Source organism: Streptomyces sp. NPDC032126, assembly GCF_055580085.1.
In genome coordinates this window covers 16,840-34,312 of sequence record NZ_JBVIMA010000015.1, presented here as the reverse complement: position 1 = coordinate 34,312, position 17,473 = coordinate 16,840, and the positions used below count along the sequence as shown (strand labels likewise).

General features: G+C 70.1%; 12 protein-coding genes. 4 read left to right on the top strand and 8 right to left on the bottom strand.

Going from position 1 to position 17,473, the window contains the following annotated elements; all coding sequences use genetic code 11:
- Positions 1–109: 109 nt before the first annotated feature.
- The 5 genes from ACZ5NW_RS36035 to ACZ5NW_RS36015 all read right to left on the bottom strand — a co-directional run bounded on the left by ACZ5NW_RS36035 (position 110) and on the right by ACZ5NW_RS36015 (position 8,398).
- Positions 110–2,356, bottom strand: coding sequence for a glycoside hydrolase family 3 C-terminal domain-containing protein (locus ACZ5NW_RS36035; protein WP_468748257.1), 2,247 nt, complete (start codon positions 2,354–2,356; stop codon positions 110–112).
- A 247-nt stretch (positions 2,357–2,603) separates the two neighbouring features.
- The gene (locus tag ACZ5NW_RS36030; protein ID WP_468748256.1) at positions 2,604–3,374 is read right to left on the bottom strand and encodes an SDR family NAD(P)-dependent oxidoreductase; all 771 of its coding nucleotides are present in this window, start codon (positions 3,372–3,374) and stop codon (positions 2,604–2,606) included.
- Between the two features lie 330 nt (positions 3,375–3,704).
- A complete protein-coding gene (locus ACZ5NW_RS36025; protein WP_468748255.1) occupies positions 3,705–4,340 on the bottom strand; it encodes a TetR/AcrR family transcriptional regulator in 636 nt (211 codons plus the stop codon).
- A gap of 55 nt (positions 4,341–4,395) precedes the next feature.
- Positions 4,396–6,834 (bottom strand): glycoside hydrolase family 3 protein, encoded by a 2,439-nt coding sequence (locus ACZ5NW_RS36020; RefSeq protein WP_468748254.1) that lies wholly within the window; start codon positions 6,832–6,834, stop codon positions 4,396–4,398.
- Between the two features lie 70 nt (positions 6,835–6,904).
- Positions 6,905–8,398, bottom strand: a complete 1,494-nt coding sequence (locus ACZ5NW_RS36015) for an MFS transporter (RefSeq protein WP_468748253.1) — start codon at positions 8,396–8,398, stop codon at positions 6,905–6,907.
- Positions 8,399–8,915: 517 nt separating this feature from the next.
- Here ACZ5NW_RS36015 and ACZ5NW_RS36010 point away from each other — a divergent pair.
- The gene (locus ACZ5NW_RS36010) at positions 8,916–11,765 is read left to right on the top strand and encodes a glycoside hydrolase family 78 protein (protein WP_468748252.1); all 2,850 of its coding nucleotides are present in this window, start codon (positions 8,916–8,918) and stop codon (positions 11,763–11,765) included.
- A gap of 46 nt (positions 11,766–11,811) precedes the next feature.
- Positions 11,812–12,864 (top strand): alpha/beta hydrolase, encoded by a 1,053-nt coding sequence (locus ACZ5NW_RS36005; RefSeq protein WP_468748251.1) that lies wholly within the window; start codon positions 11,812–11,814, stop codon positions 12,862–12,864.
- A 436-nt stretch (positions 12,865–13,300) separates the two neighbouring features.
- On the opposite strand, the gene ACZ5NW_RS36000 is transcribed toward ACZ5NW_RS36005, so the two are convergent.
- Positions 13,301–14,062, bottom strand: a complete 762-nt coding sequence (locus ACZ5NW_RS36000) for an SDR family NAD(P)-dependent oxidoreductase (RefSeq protein ID WP_468748250.1) — start codon at positions 14,060–14,062, stop codon at positions 13,301–13,303.
- A gap of 163 nt (positions 14,063–14,225) precedes the next feature.
- Between ACZ5NW_RS36000 and ACZ5NW_RS35995 the strand changes: the two genes are divergently transcribed.
- Entirely contained in the window at positions 14,226–14,861 is a 636-nt protein-coding gene (locus ACZ5NW_RS35995) for a TetR/AcrR family transcriptional regulator (RefSeq protein ID WP_468748249.1), read from the top strand.
- A 60-nt stretch (positions 14,862–14,921) separates the two neighbouring features.
- On the opposite strand, the gene ACZ5NW_RS35990 is transcribed toward ACZ5NW_RS35995, so the two are convergent.
- Entirely contained in the window at positions 14,922–15,095 is a 174-nt protein-coding gene (locus ACZ5NW_RS35990; RefSeq protein WP_468748248.1) for a hypothetical protein, read from the bottom strand.
- Between the two features lie 286 nt (positions 15,096–15,381).
- Positions 15,382–16,269 carry an AraC family transcriptional regulator gene (locus ACZ5NW_RS35985; RefSeq protein WP_468748247.1) on the bottom strand — a complete coding sequence of 296 codons (888 nt, stop codon included), beginning with the start codon at positions 16,267–16,269 and terminating at the stop codon, positions 15,382–15,384.
- 116 nt (positions 16,270–16,385) lie between these two features.
- Here ACZ5NW_RS35985 and ACZ5NW_RS35980 point away from each other — a divergent pair, with 116 nt between their 5' ends.
- Positions 16,386–17,390: an aldo/keto reductase gene (locus ACZ5NW_RS35980; protein ID WP_468748246.1), complete on the top strand. Its 1,005-nt coding sequence runs from the start codon at positions 16,386–16,388 to the stop codon at positions 17,388–17,390.
- Positions 17,391–17,473 lie beyond the last annotated feature (83 nt).

Here is a 17,473-nt window from a genome sequence, read left to right as displayed (position 1 = left end):
GGAGGCGTCGCCCCGGTCACGGCCGGTGCGTTCAGGTCCGCTGCTGCACGGCCACGAGGGTCATGGCTTTCCCGGCCCTGGCCGCCGACTGGCCCGTCCGCTCACTCCGTCATGCAAGGGTGCGGCTCGTCTGCATCAGCTGTTCCAGGAGGCCCTCGGGCAGTGGATTCGGCAAGAACGCGAGGAACTGACGCATGGGCATGGACTCGACCATGCGCATCGCGAACGCGTTCTCCGCTGCGAAGGCGGCCTGCTCCCCGGTCAATCCCGACTCGACGGCCTCGGTGAGGGCGGGGCCGACGGACGCGTGGCCGAACCACTCGCCGACGGTGGAGTCCAGCGTGAGCGGCTTCGCCAGCAGGTCGCCTGCGAGGTCCAGGGGCGCGGAGGCGACGACGGTGTGGGCGTTCTCGCCGAGTTGCACCTCGTACCGGCCCGCGGCCACGGTCCAGTCGGCGCGGGTGATGTCCCAGTAGGCGAACGCGCGGCGGTCCAGGTCGATCTCGACGACCGTGCTCTCGCCGGGCGCGAGGGACACCTTGGCGAAGCCGCGCAGTTCCCGGGCCGGGCTGCTGACCGGTCGCTTGGGGGCGGCGACATAGACCTGGACCACGTGCTTGCCGGACCGGTCGCCGGTGTTGGTGACCGTGACGGTGGCCGTCGCCGTGTCCGGACCTGTGGCGGTGACGCGGAAGTCGCTCTGCTCGAAGGTCGTGTAGCTCAGGCCGTGGCCGAACGGATAACGGAACCGGACGTCCGCGCTCTCGTAGTAGCGGTAGCCGACCATCACGCCCTCGCCGTAACGGACGTGTCCCTGCTCGCCGGGGAAGTTGAGGAAGGACGGTGTGTCCTGGAGCCGGAACGGGATGGTCTCGGCGAGACGGCCGGAGGGGTTGACCCTGCCCGCGAGCACGTCGGCGATCGCGCCCCCGCCGGCTTGGCCGGGCAGCCACGCCTCCACCACGGCATCCACCTGGTCGTGCCAGCCCTCCAGGCTCACCACACCGCCGTTGAGGAGCACGACGACTGTGCGGCGGGCCGCGCGGGCCACCTCCTGGATCAGCTCGACCTGATCGAGCGGCAGGTCGATGTGCTCGCGGTCGAAGCCCTCGGACTCGTCGGCCTCGGGCAGGCCGACGACGAGCACGGCGGTGTCGGCCTGCGCCGCACGCGCGACGGCCTGCGCACGCAGGTGAGCCGCGTCGGCCTGGCCGGTGGGGTCGTATCCCTGGGCGAAGTCGATGGGGGCATCGGGCAGTGCGGCGTGCAGCTGTTCCAGCGGGCTGTCGACGCGGGTGGCGTTGACGTGGGAGCTGCCGCCGCCCTGGTAGCGCAGGGTCTGCGCGAACTCGCCGATGAGGGCGATGCGGCCGGTGGGGCCGAGCGGCAGTGTCCGCTCCTCGTTCTTGAGCAGGACAAGGCAGTCGGCGGCGATCTCGCGGGCGAGGCGGTGGTGCGCCTCGTGGTCCACTCCGTCCGGGGTGCCCTCGGTCCGGACGCGTCCGGCGAGCGTGCGCAACCGGGCTACGGCAGTGTCGACGACATTTTCGTCCAGTTCGCCCGCGCGCACCGCCGCGGCGACCTCCGCGTCGGTGACGCCGCCGTTGCCGGGCATCTCCAGGTCCGTGCCGGCGAGCAGTGCGGCGACGCGGTCGCTGACGGCACCCCAGTCGGAGACGACCAGGCCGTCGAAGCCCCATTCCTCGCGCAGCACCTGGGTCAGCAGCCAGCGGTTCTCGGCGGCGTGGACGCCGTTGACCCTGTTGTAGGAGCACATCACGGTGGCCGGCCGTGCCTGGGTGACGATGCGTTCGAACGCCGGGAAGTAGATCTCGCGCAGGGTGCGCTCGTCCACGTCGGAGCTGACCCGCATCCGGTCGGTCTCCTGGTTGTTGGCCGCGAAATGCTTGACCGACGTGCCCACGCCCTGGCTCTGCACGCCCCCAACGTAGGCGGCCCCCAGGACTCCGCTGAGCAGCGGGTCCTCGGAGAAGTACTCGAAGTTGCGGCCGCACAGCGGTGAGCGCTTGATGTTCACGCCGGGGCCGAGCAGAACATCCACATCGAGGTGGCGGGCCTCGCGGCCGAGGGCTTCACCGAGTCGGCGCAGGAGGCCGGGGTCCCAGCTGGAGGCCAGCGCCACAGCGGGAGGGAAGCAGGTGGCGGGCTCGCTCTGGTGAACTCCCATGTGGTCGGAGTCCGCGCGCTGGCGCCGCACTCCGTGCGGGCCGTCGCTGAGCACCAGCGAGGGGATCCCGGAGGCCTCGGCGGCCTCGGTGCTTCCGAAGTCCCGGCCGGAAAGGAGCGCGGTCTTGTCGTCGAGACTCGGCTCGGTGGCCGTGTGGGCGTGAGTCATGTCGTATCCCTCAGGAATTCTGGGCGGCTGCCGGGTGCAAGAGACGCGGACCGGCATGCCGACGCGTGGAGCGACGGCGGGTTGGGCGTTACGGGAGAGGTGAGGAGCGGTGTGCGTCGGCCACGACTGCTCGGGCGGAGAGGACGGCTGAGGGGTGGGACATGGCGGCCTCCGGCCGGTCGGGCATATTCATGCGCGAGTGCGGTGGGGGAGTGTCCGCGCGGGGCGCGATGCCCCCACGCAGGTGCTACTGGTGGGTCCCGCCGTCGATGCGGATCTCGGTGCCGGTGATGAAGGCGCCGTCGTCGGAGATGAGCATCGCGACGACGCCGGCGACGGTGTCGGGTGAGCCGAAGCCCTCGCCGAGGGCGGGGGTGAGCTTGGTGAAGAGATTCCAGTCGGTGTCCTCGGGGACGAGCGAGAAGATGTTCTCGGTGATGCCGCTGGAGATGCTGCCCGGGTTGATGTTCACCGCGCGCAGGCCCTGCTTGCCGTACTCCTGGGCGATGCTGTGGGTGAAGGACAGGATCCCGCCCTTGCTCGCGGAGTACGCGGCCATGAACGGGTGGGCGAACTGGGCCGAGGTGGAGCTGAAGTTGACCACCACGCCCCGACCCGTCTCCAGGAGTGCGGGCAGGGCGGCCCGGGTCACCAGGAAGGTGCCGGTGAGGTTCACCGCGATGACGCGGTTCCACAGTTCCAGGGAGCAGGCGTGGGTATGGGCTCCGCGCAGCATGCCGGCCACGTTGACCAGGGCGTCCAGGCCGCCGAATCCGGCGACGGCGTCCGCCACGACGCTGTCCACCGCGCTCTCGTCGGAAACGTCGAGGAGGGCCGTCCGGAGCCGCTCACCGGTTCCTGCCTCGGCGGCAAGCCAGGCCGTCTCCGCCAGGCCGTCCTTGTCGATGTCCGTCGCGACGACGCGCGCTCCCTCGGAAAGGAGCCGAAGGGTGGTCGCACGACCGATGCCGGAAGCGGATCCTGTGACGAGTATGCGGCGGCTGTTCAGACGTTCCATAGGGCTACCTCTTGGTCTTGCGGCGGAGCCGCTGAGTGCGGCGCGCGCACGCATCGTGGTTGTTTTCGAGGAGACGGAAGAGGCGCGTATCCCGTGCCGCGGCCTGCGGCGGGTACCTGCGCCGAATACGTGGCGGGTCAGGCGCGAGGAGACAGAAGGGCGCCGACGACCGACTCTAGAAGCAAAAAGCGAATGAAGCTAGGTATTGGATGCTGCGGAAATGCCGGGACCGCGGAGAGGCCGCCGAGGGCGCACGCCAGTGACCGCGCGGCCCTGTGGCGGTGCGCGGCGGCTTGAAGGCGGTACTGCGGCGGGTTGTGGCGTCGAAGCTCAGACGTGGTCGCGGGAAGAGGCCTGAGGCGCCTGACCATCGGTCTCGTCCGACCAGGCCAGGCACATCCGGTTGAACGCGTCGATCGTTTCCGCCATGTCGACGCTCGGATCCAGCAGCCACTGCAGCTGGAGCCCGTCCGAGAGGGCCACCAGCATCCGCGCCATGTGCCGCGGCGCGATGTCCGGGCGGACCTGCCCTTGCTGCTGGGCCCTGCCCAGACCGTCCTCGATCTGGGCACTCAGGTCCGCGTACCGCTGCTTGAAGAACGCATGGGCCGGATGGTCCGGGTCCGACGCGGCGGCGGACAGGGTGACGAACAGGTCCACCAGGCCCGGCTGCTGGGCATTGTGTGCCACGGTCCTGGCCACGGCTTCGCCCGGGGACGTCGCGTCGGCGACCGACTCGGTGTCCAGGGCGTCCCGTTCGGCCAGGACGGCCAGGAGCAGTTCCTCGCGGGAGTCGAAGTAGTGCAGCACACCCGCCTGCGACATGCCCACGCGGTCGGCGATCTCCTTGAGCGACGAGCCGCGTTCGCCGTGCTCGTTGAAGACCTCCAGGGCGGCCCGCAGGATCTGCTTCCGGCGTTCCAGGCCCTTGCGGTAGGGGCCGCGGGGCTTGCGTGGTGTGCTCACGCCCCGACCGTACTTCACCGTCCGTCAGCTCGGCATACCCGGGACTCACAGGCGTTCAGGCTGATCGTGCCACGTGGGTACTGAGCCGGGTGTCCAGGACCGAGCGTCCGATCCGGAGCAGGTGCGGCCCAGAACGGTGGCCCCAACCACTCCCGGTCCAGCGTGCGAGAACCTGTGCGGGCACCTGGATGGTGGCGACCGCGGCCGCGCCGGCCTCCGCCTCGATGGCGGCGAATCCGACCAGGCGGGCCGGTTCGGAGCCGTCGGCCGGTTCCAGATACGCCTGGACGACCTCGCGGCCGGCCCTGGAACCGGTGTTGCGGACGTGGACGCGGACGGTGAGCCCGCGCTCCAGGTCTCCGGTGACCACGAAGTCCTGGTACTGCCAGGTCGTGTACGACAGCCCGTGGCCGAAGGGGAAGAGCGGTGCCGTGCCGGACGCCGCGTAGGCGCGGTGCCCGATCAGTGTTCCCTCCGCGTAGTCGAGGACGCCGTCGACCGGCTGGGTCGACAGAACCGGAACGTCCTCCTCGACCGCGGGGAAGGTCGTGGGCAGTCGCCCGCCCGGCTCGGTACCGGTCAGGATGTCCGCGATCGCGTCGCCGCCCTCCTGGCCCGGGAACCACGACCACAGCAGCGCGGCCGGTCGTTCGGCCCACGGCATCAGGAAAGGCGAGCCGGCGTTGACGACCACGGCGGTTCGGGGGTTCGCGGCGCAGACTCGTTCGACGAGCTGGTCCTGCAGGCCGCGCAACGTGAGGGAAGCGCGGTCGGCGTTCTCGGTCTCGGTGTCGGCGTCGCTTCCGATCATGAGAACGACGACGTCCGCGTCCGCCGCGGCGTCCGCTGCCGCCTGCAGTTCTTCCTCGTCGCTGCCACGCGGGACGTCGTAGCCGAGGCCCAGCAGGGCGATGGGGTAGGGGAGGTTGCGCTGCGGGCGCACCCGCACCAGGATGTCGGTCTCACCCCGCACCGCGGGGAAGACGAACGTGTGCGACGGCGGGTTGAGCAGGAGTGCGGCGATGTCGTCGCCTTCCTGCAGCTCTTCGTGGGTCTGGGCCTCCTGGCCCGGCACGTGCAGGGTGAAGTGGCCGGTTCCCAGGACGGACAGGCGGTGCTCGCCGGACTCCGTCAGGGTGAGCCGGGTCCGCAGGCACAGTTCATCGACGTCCTCTCCAAGGAGGATGGGGAACCACCAGGCCGCGGGGTCTTTGTGTTCGTCGGACATGAGGCTGCCGTCCGCCGCGCGGTACTCCAGGCGTACGCCTGGCGCGCCGTCCACGGGGTCAGTGACCAGTCCGGCGTGGATCGGAGGCAGTTTGGCGTGCGGGAAGACGCCCGGGTGGACGGTGACCTCGACGTGTTCACCGAGCGCGCGGCGCAGTCCTTCTGCGGGTGTCACCACATGCTCGGGCGTGACATGGGCGCTTCCGCCGCCTTGGGGTGCGAAACGGACCGCGTTGGGTCCGATGAGTGCGACCTTGCGCAGCTCGGCAGGGGCCAGCGGCAGCAGGCCGTCGTTGCGCAGCAGGACCGACCCGCGTACGGCGAGGTCGCGGATGCGTGCGCGGATGTCCCCGGGCACGGCCTCCGCCGGCGGCGCGTCGACACCGTCAAGGGCGCCGGTGCGTGCCGCGAGCCGCAGGATCCGCCGTACCTTGTCGTCGACCACGGACTCGGGCACGCCGCCCTGCTCCACGGCGGCGACCAGCGCATCGCCCCACGGTCCGTCCGGTCCCGGCATCACCAGGTCGAGGCCGGCCAAGGCGGAGGCCTCCAGGGACCGGGCGGCCTGCCAGTCGGAGACGACGACGCCGTCGAACCCCCATTCCTCCTTCAGCAGGCCGGTGAGCAGCTCGGCGTTCTCGGTCATCGTCGTGCCGCCCACCGAGTTGTAGGCCGCCATCACCACCCAGGCATCCGCTTCACGCACCGTCGCCTCGAAGGGCGGCAAGTACGTCTCGCGCAGCGTCGTCGGGTCGATCCGGGCGTCGTATGTCATGCGCTCGGTCTCGGAGTCGTTGCCGACGAAGTGCTTGACGGTGGCGGCGACACCGGTCGACTGCACCCCCTTGACGAAGCCGGTGGCGATGCGTGCGGTGAGGTGAGGGTCCTCGGAGTAGCACTCGAAGTGGCGGCCGCCGAGGGGTGAACGGTGGAGGTTGACGGTGGGGGCGAGAAGGACGTGGATGCCCATCTCACGGGCCTTCAGTCCCATCAGCCGCCCGGCCTCGTGGGCCAGGTCCTCGTCCCAGGCCGCGGCCAGCGAGGTGGGGCTGGGGAAGAGCAGTGCGGCGGGAGCGTCGGCGCCGAAGGTGGTGCCGCGGGGGCCGACGGGCCCGTCGGACAGGGCGAGGGAAGCGAGGCCGGCGGCGACGACCGGTGTCAGGGTCCAGGCGTCGCCGCCGGTGAGCAGGGTCACCTTCTCTTTGAGGGACATGGCGTCGAGGCGCCGGGTGAGATCCGCTTCGTCAACTGCCTGCCGACGGGCCATGGGGGTTGCCTTTCGATGGTGGGGGGGCTGGTCCGCCGTCTGCCGAGGGCGGACCAGCCGGAGAGCACGGTCAGGAGTGGCTCAGGGCTTCGCCCGCGGTCACGTCCTCGGTGCGCTTGAGCTTGGGAATCAGAGCCACGGTCAGGAGCCCCACCGCCGCGAGAGCGGCGCCGAGGAGCATGGCGTTCTTGTAGCCGGCGTCCAGGTAGAAGCGGGTGCCTTGGACGACACGGCTGTCTTGGGCGAGGACCACGTAGACGAGTTGCGTGATCACCGTGGTGGTCACGCCCTGTATGAGGTTCTGCAGGCCGTTGGCGGTGGCCTGCTCGTCGGGATTGACCGTCTGGATGATGAGCACGGGCATCGACGCGACGATCATGCCCATGGCGAACGCGGAGATGGGCCCCAGGATGATCAGCTGGAAGCTCGTGTAGTGCCAGCTGTGCGAGAGCACGAAGCCGAGGCAGGTGAGCGCGGCGCCCAGGCCCAGCGGGATGCGTGCGTCGAGCTTGCGCAGCAGGGCGCCGGTGCCGAAGCCGACGAGGAGGATGAGGATGCTGGAGGGGATGCCGATGACCGCGAAGTGGGTGGCGGTCATGCCCAGGCCGTCCGAGATCGTGGGGATCTTGGGGAAGAGGACCAGCAGCTGCGTGATGACGCCGGTGCCGAAGATGGTTCCGGCGATGAGGGAGGTCGCGACCATGACGCTCCACACCGGGCGGCGGGACATCATCGTGAGGTCGAACAGTGGGTTGGCGGACTTCTTCTCGATGGTGACGAAGAGGATCACCGCCAGCACGCCACCGAGGATGAATCCCAGCGTCCAGGCGTCTGTCCAGCCCCACTCGCCGCCTTTGCCCACGCCGTAGATGACCGACGCCGCGCCGACGCCCAGGAGCAGCCCGGACAGCCAGTTGAACCTGGTGTCCCTCGCCCGGTGGGGTGTCTCGGGCACGACGGTGAGCAGGAGCACCAGCCCGATGGCCGTGGCGATGGCCAGAGTCCACAGCACGCCGCGGAAGCCGAAGGAATCCAGCAGCCACCCCGTGAGGAAAGGGCCTCCCAGGGCCACGAACGCGATGCCGCTGCCCATGAACCCGCTGGCGGTGCCGACCTGCTTGGGCGGGAAGAGCTCGCGGACGCTGGCGTAGGCCAGGGCCGCGATCGGCGCGTAGAAGCCGGCGATGGCGCGGCCGATCAGCAGGGTCTCGTAGTTGGTGGCGAGTGCGGCGATGACGTCGCCGACCAGGCCGAGCACGGTGATGGCGATCATCGTGTTGCGCTTGCCGTACAGGTCGGCCGCCTTCACGACGAAGGGCAGGATGACCGTGCCGACCAGCGCGTTGACGAGGAGGAACCACCCGATCTCCGCCGTGTGGAAGTGCAGGGCGACGGATGCCTGGGCGTTGCCTCCGAGTAGGCCGCTCAGTGACAGCAGCTGGGTCGGCCACATCAGGGCCACCGCGATCAGTGCCAGACGTGCACCAAGACCTGCGGGCTCGGCGGTGGTCGAGGACGCCGCTGCGGTGGGCGGGGGCGCGGAGGGGGTGGTGGATGAAGACACGGCAGTGTGGCCTCTCATCAGAAGGCGGCCCGCGCGGCTCGGCGGACTGCGGGAGGGTGACGGCACCGGCCCGCTCATGCGGAGCGGTCGGAGCGCGTCGAGCGGTGGTGAGTGGCTGTCGAGCACGACGGGCAGGCGCGGGGCGCGGCGGCGATGTCGGTGGGGGACTCGGACGGAGCCGGAACGTGCGGCTTGCGGCGGCGAGGTCGGATGCCGACGCGAGGGGTTGGAACCTTTCATGTCCGTGGCGGCCATGACGGGATCCATGGCCTGAAACGTCAACCCTCACCAGTGGTGACCTGGTGGTCACCGACGAGGGTGGAGCGACGGGAAAGACTGCTTCCTACTGCACGTGAACGGGGTCATCCGGGTACGTCGGAAGTTCACACGGCGGAAACCTAGTAGCATTCGGGTTTCATGGCTAGGGTTTCCGTCACAGACTTTTTCGAGCCCCTTCGGACCGCCGGCCCAAGGTGTGGCTCTCGATTGAATCGATTCATGGAAATGGGGAACCCTCGTGATCCAGGCATCCCGCACCCACGCCGTCACCGTTGCCGAGGTCCGGTTCGAGCATGTGCGTGAACCCGTCGGCCTGGGCACCGCCACCCCCCGTCTGTCCTGGACCACGCTCACCGGCACTGCGAACTGGCATCAGGCGGCCTACGAGGTGGAGCTCACCAGGCAAGGGGGATCGGAGCCGACCGTGCTGCGGATCGAATCCGACGATTCCGTCCTCGTCCCATGGCCCTTCGCACCGCTGACGGCCCGCGACCGGGCCACCGTCCGTGTCCGCGTCACCGGGTCCGACGGTGAGACGTCCTCCTGGAGCGAGCCTGCGACCGTCGAGGCGGGCCTGCTCGCTCCCGACGACTGGTCGGCGTCCTTCATCACTCCCGACTGGGAGGAGGACGCGCAGCTCGACCAGCCCTCCCCGCTCCTGCGCCGCGAGTTCGACCTGCGCGGCCCCGTGCGTTCGGCCCGCCTCTACGCCACCGCGCTCGGCATCTACGAGGCCGAACTGAACGGCACCCGGGTCGGCGACCACGTCCTCGCACCCGGGTGGACCGCCTACGACAAGCGTCTGCGTTACCACACCTTCGACGTCACCGGCCTGCTGCGCCCTGGCCGCAACGCCCTCGGCGCGACGCTCGCAGACGGCTGGTTCCGCGGCCGTATCGGCTTCGACGGCAAGACCCGGGCCGTCTACGGCAAGCGCCTAGCCTTCCTCGCGCAGTTGGAGGTGGTCTACGAGGACGGCACCACCGAGCGCATCGTGACCGACGGCTCATGGCGGGCGGCAACCGGCCCCGTCGTCTCCTCCAGCCTGTACGACGGCGAGGCGTTCGACGCACGGCTGGAACGGCACGGCTGGTCGGAACCCGGTTATGACGACGCCGGCTGGCGCGGAGTCCGCACCGTCGAGCGTGACCTCGCCACACTGGTCGCCCCCGACGGACCACCGGTACGCCGTATCGAGGAGATCGCCCCGGTCTCCGTCACCACGACGCCCTCCGGCAGGACACTCCTCGACTTCGGCCAGAACCTGGTAGGACGCCTGCGCCTGACGGTGACCGGCGAGCCGGGCCGGAACCTGGTCCTGCGCCACGCCGAGGTCCTCGAAGACGGCGAACCGTGCACCCGCCCGCTGCGCACCGCCGCCGCGACCGACACCTACACCCTGCGCGGCGAGGGCACCGAAGTCTTCGAACCCCGCTTCACCTTCCACGGCTTCCGCTACGCCGAGATCACCGGCGCGCCCGACGACTTCGACGCCGCCACCGCGGTGAAGGCCGTCGTCCTGCACTCCGACCTCGCCCGCACCGGCACGTTCAGCTGCTCCGACGACCTCGTCGACCGCCTGCACGAGAACGTCGTATGGGGCATGCGCGGCAACTTCCTCGACCTGCCCACCGACTGCCCCCAGCGCGACGAACGGCTCGGCTGGACAGGCGACATCCAGGTCTTCTCGCCGACCGCCTCCTACCTCCACGACAGCGCCGGCTTCCTCACCTCCTGGCTGGCGGACCTCGCCGCAGAGCAGGGCGAGAACGGCGTCGTCCCGTTCGTCGTGCCCAACGTCGTTCCCGGAGCCGACTCCGCCACCGCGGCCTGGGGCGACGCGGCGGTCATGGTGCCGTGGGTGCTGTACGAACGCTACGGCGACACCGGGGTCCTGGCGGCCCAGTACGACTCGATGCGCGCCTGGGTGGACCACGTGGCCGGCCTCGCGGGCGAGTCCCGACTGTGGGACACCGGCTTCCAGTTCGGCGACTGGCTCGACCCGACCGCCCCGGCCGGACGCCCGGACGCCGCGGCCACCCCGGGCGAACTCGTGGCCACGGCCTACTTCGCCCGCTCCACCGACCTTCTCGCCCGCTCCGCCGAGATCCTCGGCAAGACCGCCGACGCCGAGCGCTACCAGACGCTGGCGTCCGAGATCCGGTCCGCGTTCCAGCAGGAGTACGTCACCGGCGCCGGCCGCATGATGGCCGACGCCCCCACCGCCTACGCCCTCGCCCTCTGCTTCGACCTGCTCGCCACAGCCGACCAGCGCGTCCACGCCGGAAACCGGCTCGCCCAGCTGGTGCGGGGCGGCGGATACAAGATCGCCACCGGCTTCGTCGGCACCCCACTGATCTGCGACGCCCTGACCAGCACCGGACACGTCGACGTCGCGTACCGGCTGCTGCTCCAGCGCGAATGCCCGTCCTGGCTCTATCCGGTCACCATGGGCGCCACCACGATCTGGGAGCGCTGGGACAGCATGCTGCCCGACGGCACCGTCAACCCGAGCGGCATGACCTCCTTCAACCACTACGCGCTCGGAGCCGTCGCCGACTGGCTGCACCGCACAGTCGCCGGCCTCGCCCCCGCCGCACCCGGCTACCGGCGCCTGCGCATCGCGCCCGTGCCAGGAGGCGGGCTCACCCACGCAGAGGCGGCGCTGCGCACGCCGTACGGCGAGGCGGCCGTTTCCTGGTCCCTGTCCGGAGGCGAGCTGACCGTCGAGGCCCTGGTACCGCCGAACACCACCGCCAACGTGCTCCTGCCAGGCCAGGAGGAACTTCAGGTGGGCTCAGGACGGCACACGTGGACGGTGCCCTTCACGACGGATGACAGTGCGCGAGTGCCGCTGTCCGTGGACATGGCCGTCGACGAGCTGCTGGACCGCGAGGACGCGATGCGCGCCTTCAAGGACCTGCTCATCGCGTACATCCCGGAAGCAGCGGCCTACATCGAGGACGGCGCCTCCTCCGCCCCCGCAGGGACCACGGTGCGTTCCGTCGCGAGCATGCTGCCCAACGGCGAGCAGTTCCTGGTGGATCTGGAGGAGAAGTTCGCTTCCCTGTCGGCCGCCGAGTCCTGAGCACCAGCTCGGCTGTCCCTCACCCGCCCACCCTCAAGGAGTACGCGTGTCCACACCCGTTGGCGCGAGCAGCCGTTCACGGCGGCTGCGTATGAAGCTCGTCGGACAGGTCCTGCGCAGGCTCCCCGCACCGGTGCTGGGGTCGGTCCTGCGACGCGGGGCGCAGGGCGGAAAGTCCGCGCTACCGCCCTTCGGCGAGTTCGTGGCCTTCCTGGAAGGGCTGGGACCAGCCGCAGACCGCGTCATGGAACAGCAGAACCCGATCGACCTGGTCGCACTCTTTCCGGAGCTGGGGGCGGTGACGGTCCGCCCCTTGAGCCTCGGCCCGGCGAGGGTACCGGCCCGGGTGTACCGCCACCCGGACAAGCGGGCGACGTCGGCACTGGTCTGGGTCCACGGCGGCGCCTACGTCAGCGGCAGCCTCGACATGCACGAGTCCCACTGGGTAGGCCTCGCCCTCGCCGCCAGGGGCATTCCGGTGCTCGCCCTCGACTACCGGAAGGCCCTGCACGGTGTGCGCTACCCGGTGCCCCGCGACGACGTGCTGGCCGGCTGGCACTGGGCCGTCGAGAACAGCACCGACGCCCTTGGCACCACGGCCGACGCGCTCCACCTCGGTGGCGCGAGCGCCGGCGGCAACCTGGTCGCCTCCGCCACCCGGTATCTCCTCGACCACGATCAGCCGCCGCCGCGCACACTGATCCTGGCCTACGCCTCCCTCCACAGCGGAATCCCCGCCTGGGACCCTGCAGAGTTGGCCGCCATACGGGAGGCCACCGACGGCACATGCTTCGAACCGCAATGGCTGGTGGAGAAGAACCACCACTACGCCGGCCCGGACCATATGAACGACCCGGCGGCGTTCGCCGGGCTGGGAGACCCGCTCCCCGGCCATCCCCCCACGTTCTTCCTGGACTGCGAGAACGACACGGTGCGACCGTCGGCGGAACTCTTCGCCCGCCAGCTGACCGACGCCGACGTGCGGTGTGAGCGCCACCTGCTCACCGGTGCGTCACACGGCTCCCTGGACAGGCCTGTGGCGCCGGACGGCCAAGAGGCACTCGAGGTGCTGGCCAAGTGGATCGAGGCTCGTTCGTGAGCCGGTGACTCGGGGGCCCGGACCTTGGGGATCTCCAGGTCCAGGTCGCCGGTCAGCGTGGTGAGCACCTTCTTGCGGTGTCCGGTGGTCGAGTGGGCCGCATGGTGCGCGAGTGCCTACGAGTACCTAGAAGGGACCCTCAACTCGACAAGCTCATCACCCGGCGTCGTCCCCTGGCCCAGATCAACGAGGGACGTAGCCCCTCTCGAATGACGGGGACCGAAGCCACGGCGATATTCCGTGGTCGGCGGGTATCTGTGCCGGCGCCCCGCCTGCTGCGCGGCGTGTCGTCCGGTGTCACCTGCATCGTGTCAAGGACCCCCGGGCCGAGCCCATCGAGGAACATGCGGTGGTGCTGGCGCAGGGGGAGCGGCCGGCGGCCCGGTTGGCCGGGCGGCGGGTGACCGTCTGCCCGGCCCCGGAGGAACCGGGTCGCTCAGACGGCCGCCCAGCCGTTGTCCACCGGCAGGATCGCGCCGTTGATGTTGCTGGCCGCGTCCGATGCCAGGAAGACGATCGCGGCGGCCTGCTCCTCGGGTTCGGAGAGCCGGCCCACGTTGCTGGAGTAGGGGGCGAGCGCGGCCGGTCCGTGCGCGCCGTCCTGCACGTCCACCTGGATCCCGGTCTTGGTGCCGCCCGGCGCTATCGCGTTGGCCCGGATGCCCTGGTTGCGGTACATCACGGCCAGGCTCTTGGTCAGGCCGACGATGCCGTGCTTCGAGGCCGTGTAGGCGGCACCCGCCGAGCTGCCGCGCAGACCAGCTTCGGAGGCGGTGTTGATGATGGCGCCGCGGCCCGCCGCCAGCATGTGCGGCAGTACCGCCCGGGTGAGCAGGAACGGCGCGGTGAGGTTGACCCGTATGACCCGCTCCCACTCGGTGTCGGTGACGTCGGCAAGTGCCGACATCCGGTCCATGATCCCGGCGTTGTTCACCAGGACGTCTATCCCGCCGAACCGCTCCACCGCGGTCGCGACCACCTGGTCCACCACCGACTGCTCGCTCAGGTCGCCTGTGACGGCCACGGCCGTACCGCCGACCGCCTCGATCTCCTTGACCGTCGTGACTGCGCTCTCGGCGTTCAGGTCGGCGACCACGACCCGGGCGCCCTCCTTCGCGAAGGCCAGGGAGGCGGCACGCCCGATCCCTGATCCCGCGCCGGTGACGATGACGCTGCGCTCGTCGAGTCCGCTGCCCATGTGGTGCTCCCATCAGGTGGTTCCGAGGGCGCTCGGCGCCCGGTGCAGTGACACCATACGACTTAATGTCTTTGAGTGACATAAAGTCGGGGCCGAGGTTCCTGTCATTCCAGCGCCTCGGGCAGAATCGCGGTGGAGCAGCCATCGGGACCGGAGGGACAGGATGACCGCAGGGGGACGCACGGGACGGCCGCCCCTGAGCAAGGAGCGCAAGGCCGAGATCAGACTGGAGATTGCCCGCGCCGCTGTGGACCTGTTCGCCGCCCACGGGGTGGCCGCAACCACCGGCGAGCAGATCGGCCAGGCTGTCGGGGTCTCGGCGCGCACGGTGTGGCGTTACTTCCCGAGCAAGGAGGCATGCGTACGACCACTGTTCGCGGCCGGCATCGAAGCGATCGCCGACGCACTGCGCCGCTGGCGCACCGATCGGCCGCTGGAGGACGTCTTCGGCACCGTCCTGCCGACGGACAGCCGCCTCGTGCACGGCCCGGACCGCGCCACCATCTGCTCCCTGGTACGACTGACCCGCAGCGAACCAGGTCTGCGCGCGGAATGGCTGCAGTCGTATGACGCGGCCGAACCGGCGTTCGCCCGCGCCCTCGCCGAACGCTCCGGGCTGCCCCCAGACGCCCTCGTGCCCACCATCCAGGCAGCCATGATCAACGCGGCCCTGCGCGCGGCCGTCGAGCACTACGCCTGGCGTGTCGCCGACGAGGCGACAGACGCGGCCACAGCGGAAGCCGAGCTCACAGCGACCATGCGCTCGGCCCTCGCCGTCGTGGCGGACGGGCTCGCCTAGCTTGACTCTGTGGGGGATCTTGGCGTTGGCGATGTCAACTGCCCAGGGCTCGCCATGATTTCAGCCAAGGTAACTCGCCCTGGTCGAGGTAGCTCTGGAAGGCAGTGGTCGGCGGAGTACGGGGGCTTCCTCGGATGGCGGCAGTCTGCTGAGCCGTTCCATGTTGACGGCGATGGCCGTCAGGACGTGCTGGATGTGAGCCTTTCCCCGTCGTAGATAGCGGCAGCGCCGCATGCCGTGGCCATGGGTGAACTCTGTGACCGCGCCCTCCCATTCCGGAGCGGACCGCCTAACGCGTCTTCCACTCGGGATTCTGCTGCTCCCGGACGCGGAGTTGCAGATCACGAGCTCGCGCGGGGAAGACCCACAGTGCGGGCACTGACAGCGGTGCTGGTGCACTGGGTAAGGGCAGGGCAGGGACGGCACTGGCTCTTGGCGAACCGTCCACGACCACCGGGGCCGCGTTGGGCGAGGAGGTCGGGTAAGGGCCGTGCCAGCCCGCATCAACGTGTCCTTTCGGTCAGTCCCTTGGAGCTGCGGGGGCGGTTGAGGTGATACCGGCGCGCAGGCGGGTGATGTCCTGAACCGGCGGCAGTCCGTAGAAGGCCCGGTATTCGCGGCTGAACTGGGTCGCGCTGGCGTATCCCACGGTGTGGGCGACCTGCGCGGCGGTGACGTCGCCGGCCAACAGTTGGCGCCTGGCCGACAGCAGTCGCAGATGTTTCTGATAGCGCAGCGGGCTCATACCGGTCGCAGCCGTGAAATGCCGGTGCAGGGTCGCCGGGCTCATGCCGGCCTCGGCGGCGATCTGGTCGATGTTCACCGGCTCGGTGATGCGATCACCGAGCCAGGCGATGACGCCGCGGATCCGAGTGCTCGGGGTATCCGCGGCCTGGCGCAGCGCCGGACCGAGCGGGCCGGTCAGCAGCCGGTAGATGATCTCGCCTTCGACGCGCGGCGCCAGGGCCGGGATGTCGTTCGGGGCATCCAGCAGGCGCACCAGACGGGTCACGGCGTCGATCAGTTCAGCGGACATACCGGCCGTGGCCCGCCAGGCGGGCTCGACGGCCGGGGGTGGTGCGGCGGGGCCGAGTTCCAGCAGTAGTTCGGCAAGGATCTGGTTGTCCAGCACCAGGACCGCGGAGCGGTAGGGCACCTGCTCAAAGACCGCGGTGACCGGCAGTCGCACGGTATTGAGCAGCATGCGGCCGCCGGGCACGCTCCAGCTCTGCGAACCCGCGACGGTGCGCTTGGCGCCCGCGGCGACGAAGCTCACCATCGGCTCGTACAGCAGACGGCTGGGCGGCAGCAACTCGTCGGTCGCGACCAGCGTCAGCCGGGGCACTGCGGTGGTGGTCCACGGGCCGTCGCGGTGGTCGGTGATCGCCTGGGCGAGACGGTTCAGCATCGGATCCCCCGACTGCTCGGTCCGCGTTCCACGCCGACCATGGTGAGACGATCAGGCAATCATATGCGAATGTTGCCCAATGACCTGCGGATACGTAGCCCCCTAGCGTCACGGGCATGAACGCACAGCACGCCATGCCGGTCCGGTCGCTCGGCTCTCAGGGCTTGACCTCCTCAGCGCTGGGCCTGGGCACGATGGGCATGACCATGGGCTACGGCCCGGCCGACCCCGACGGCGGGATCGCTGCCATCCGCCGCGCGTACGAACTCGGCGTCACCCACTTCGACACCGCGGAACTGTATGGGCTGGGCAGCGGCACGAGCGAGCAACTGCTGGGGCGGGCGGTCCAGGACTTCCGCGACGAGGTGGTCCTGGCCACCAAGTTCGGCTACGACCTGGTTGACATGAGCCGCTTCGGCCGCGCCTTCGACAGCCGACCGGAGCGCATCCGCGCGGTCGCAGACGCAAGCCTGCGGCACCTGGGCACCGATCACATCGATGTCCTCTACCAGCACCGCGTCGACCCGAACGTGCCGATCGAGGACGTCGCCGGCACCGTCGGCGAGCTCGTGGCCGAAGGCAAGGTGCGCTTCTTCGGCCTGTCCGAGGCCGGCCCGGACACCATCCGCCGCGCCCACGCCGTCCACCCGGTCTCGGTCTTGCAGACCGAGTACTCGCTCTTCGAACGCTCCGTCGAGGCCGAGGTGCTGCCGACAGTCCGCGAGCTGGGCATCGGCTTCGTCGCCTGCTCCCCACTCGGCCGCGGCCTCCTGACCAGGACAGCCACCCCTGCCGCCGACTGCCCGCCGAACGACCTGCGCGCCCACGATGCGCGCTGGCAGCCCGGCAACTACGAAACCAACCAGGCGCTGGTCCGTGACCTGGGCGCGATCGCCGAATGGAAGGGCTGCACAGTGGCGCAGGTGGCACTCGGCTGGCTGCTGGCCCAAGGCCAGGACATCGTGCCGATCCCCGGCACCCGCAGCGCACAGCGCGTGGCCGAGAACGTCGCCGCCGCGCACCTCACCTTCACCCCTGAAGGGCTGGATCTGATCGGCTCGCTTCTGCCGAACGGCGCGGTCGGCGACCGCTACCCCGCGCCGATGATGCCCGCCTGGTAATCCCGAGGGCACGCACCGACGCCCCGGGACATCCGCTCAAGGCCACCGATGGCCCCGATCCACCGCCGTTCGCGTTCGGGGCG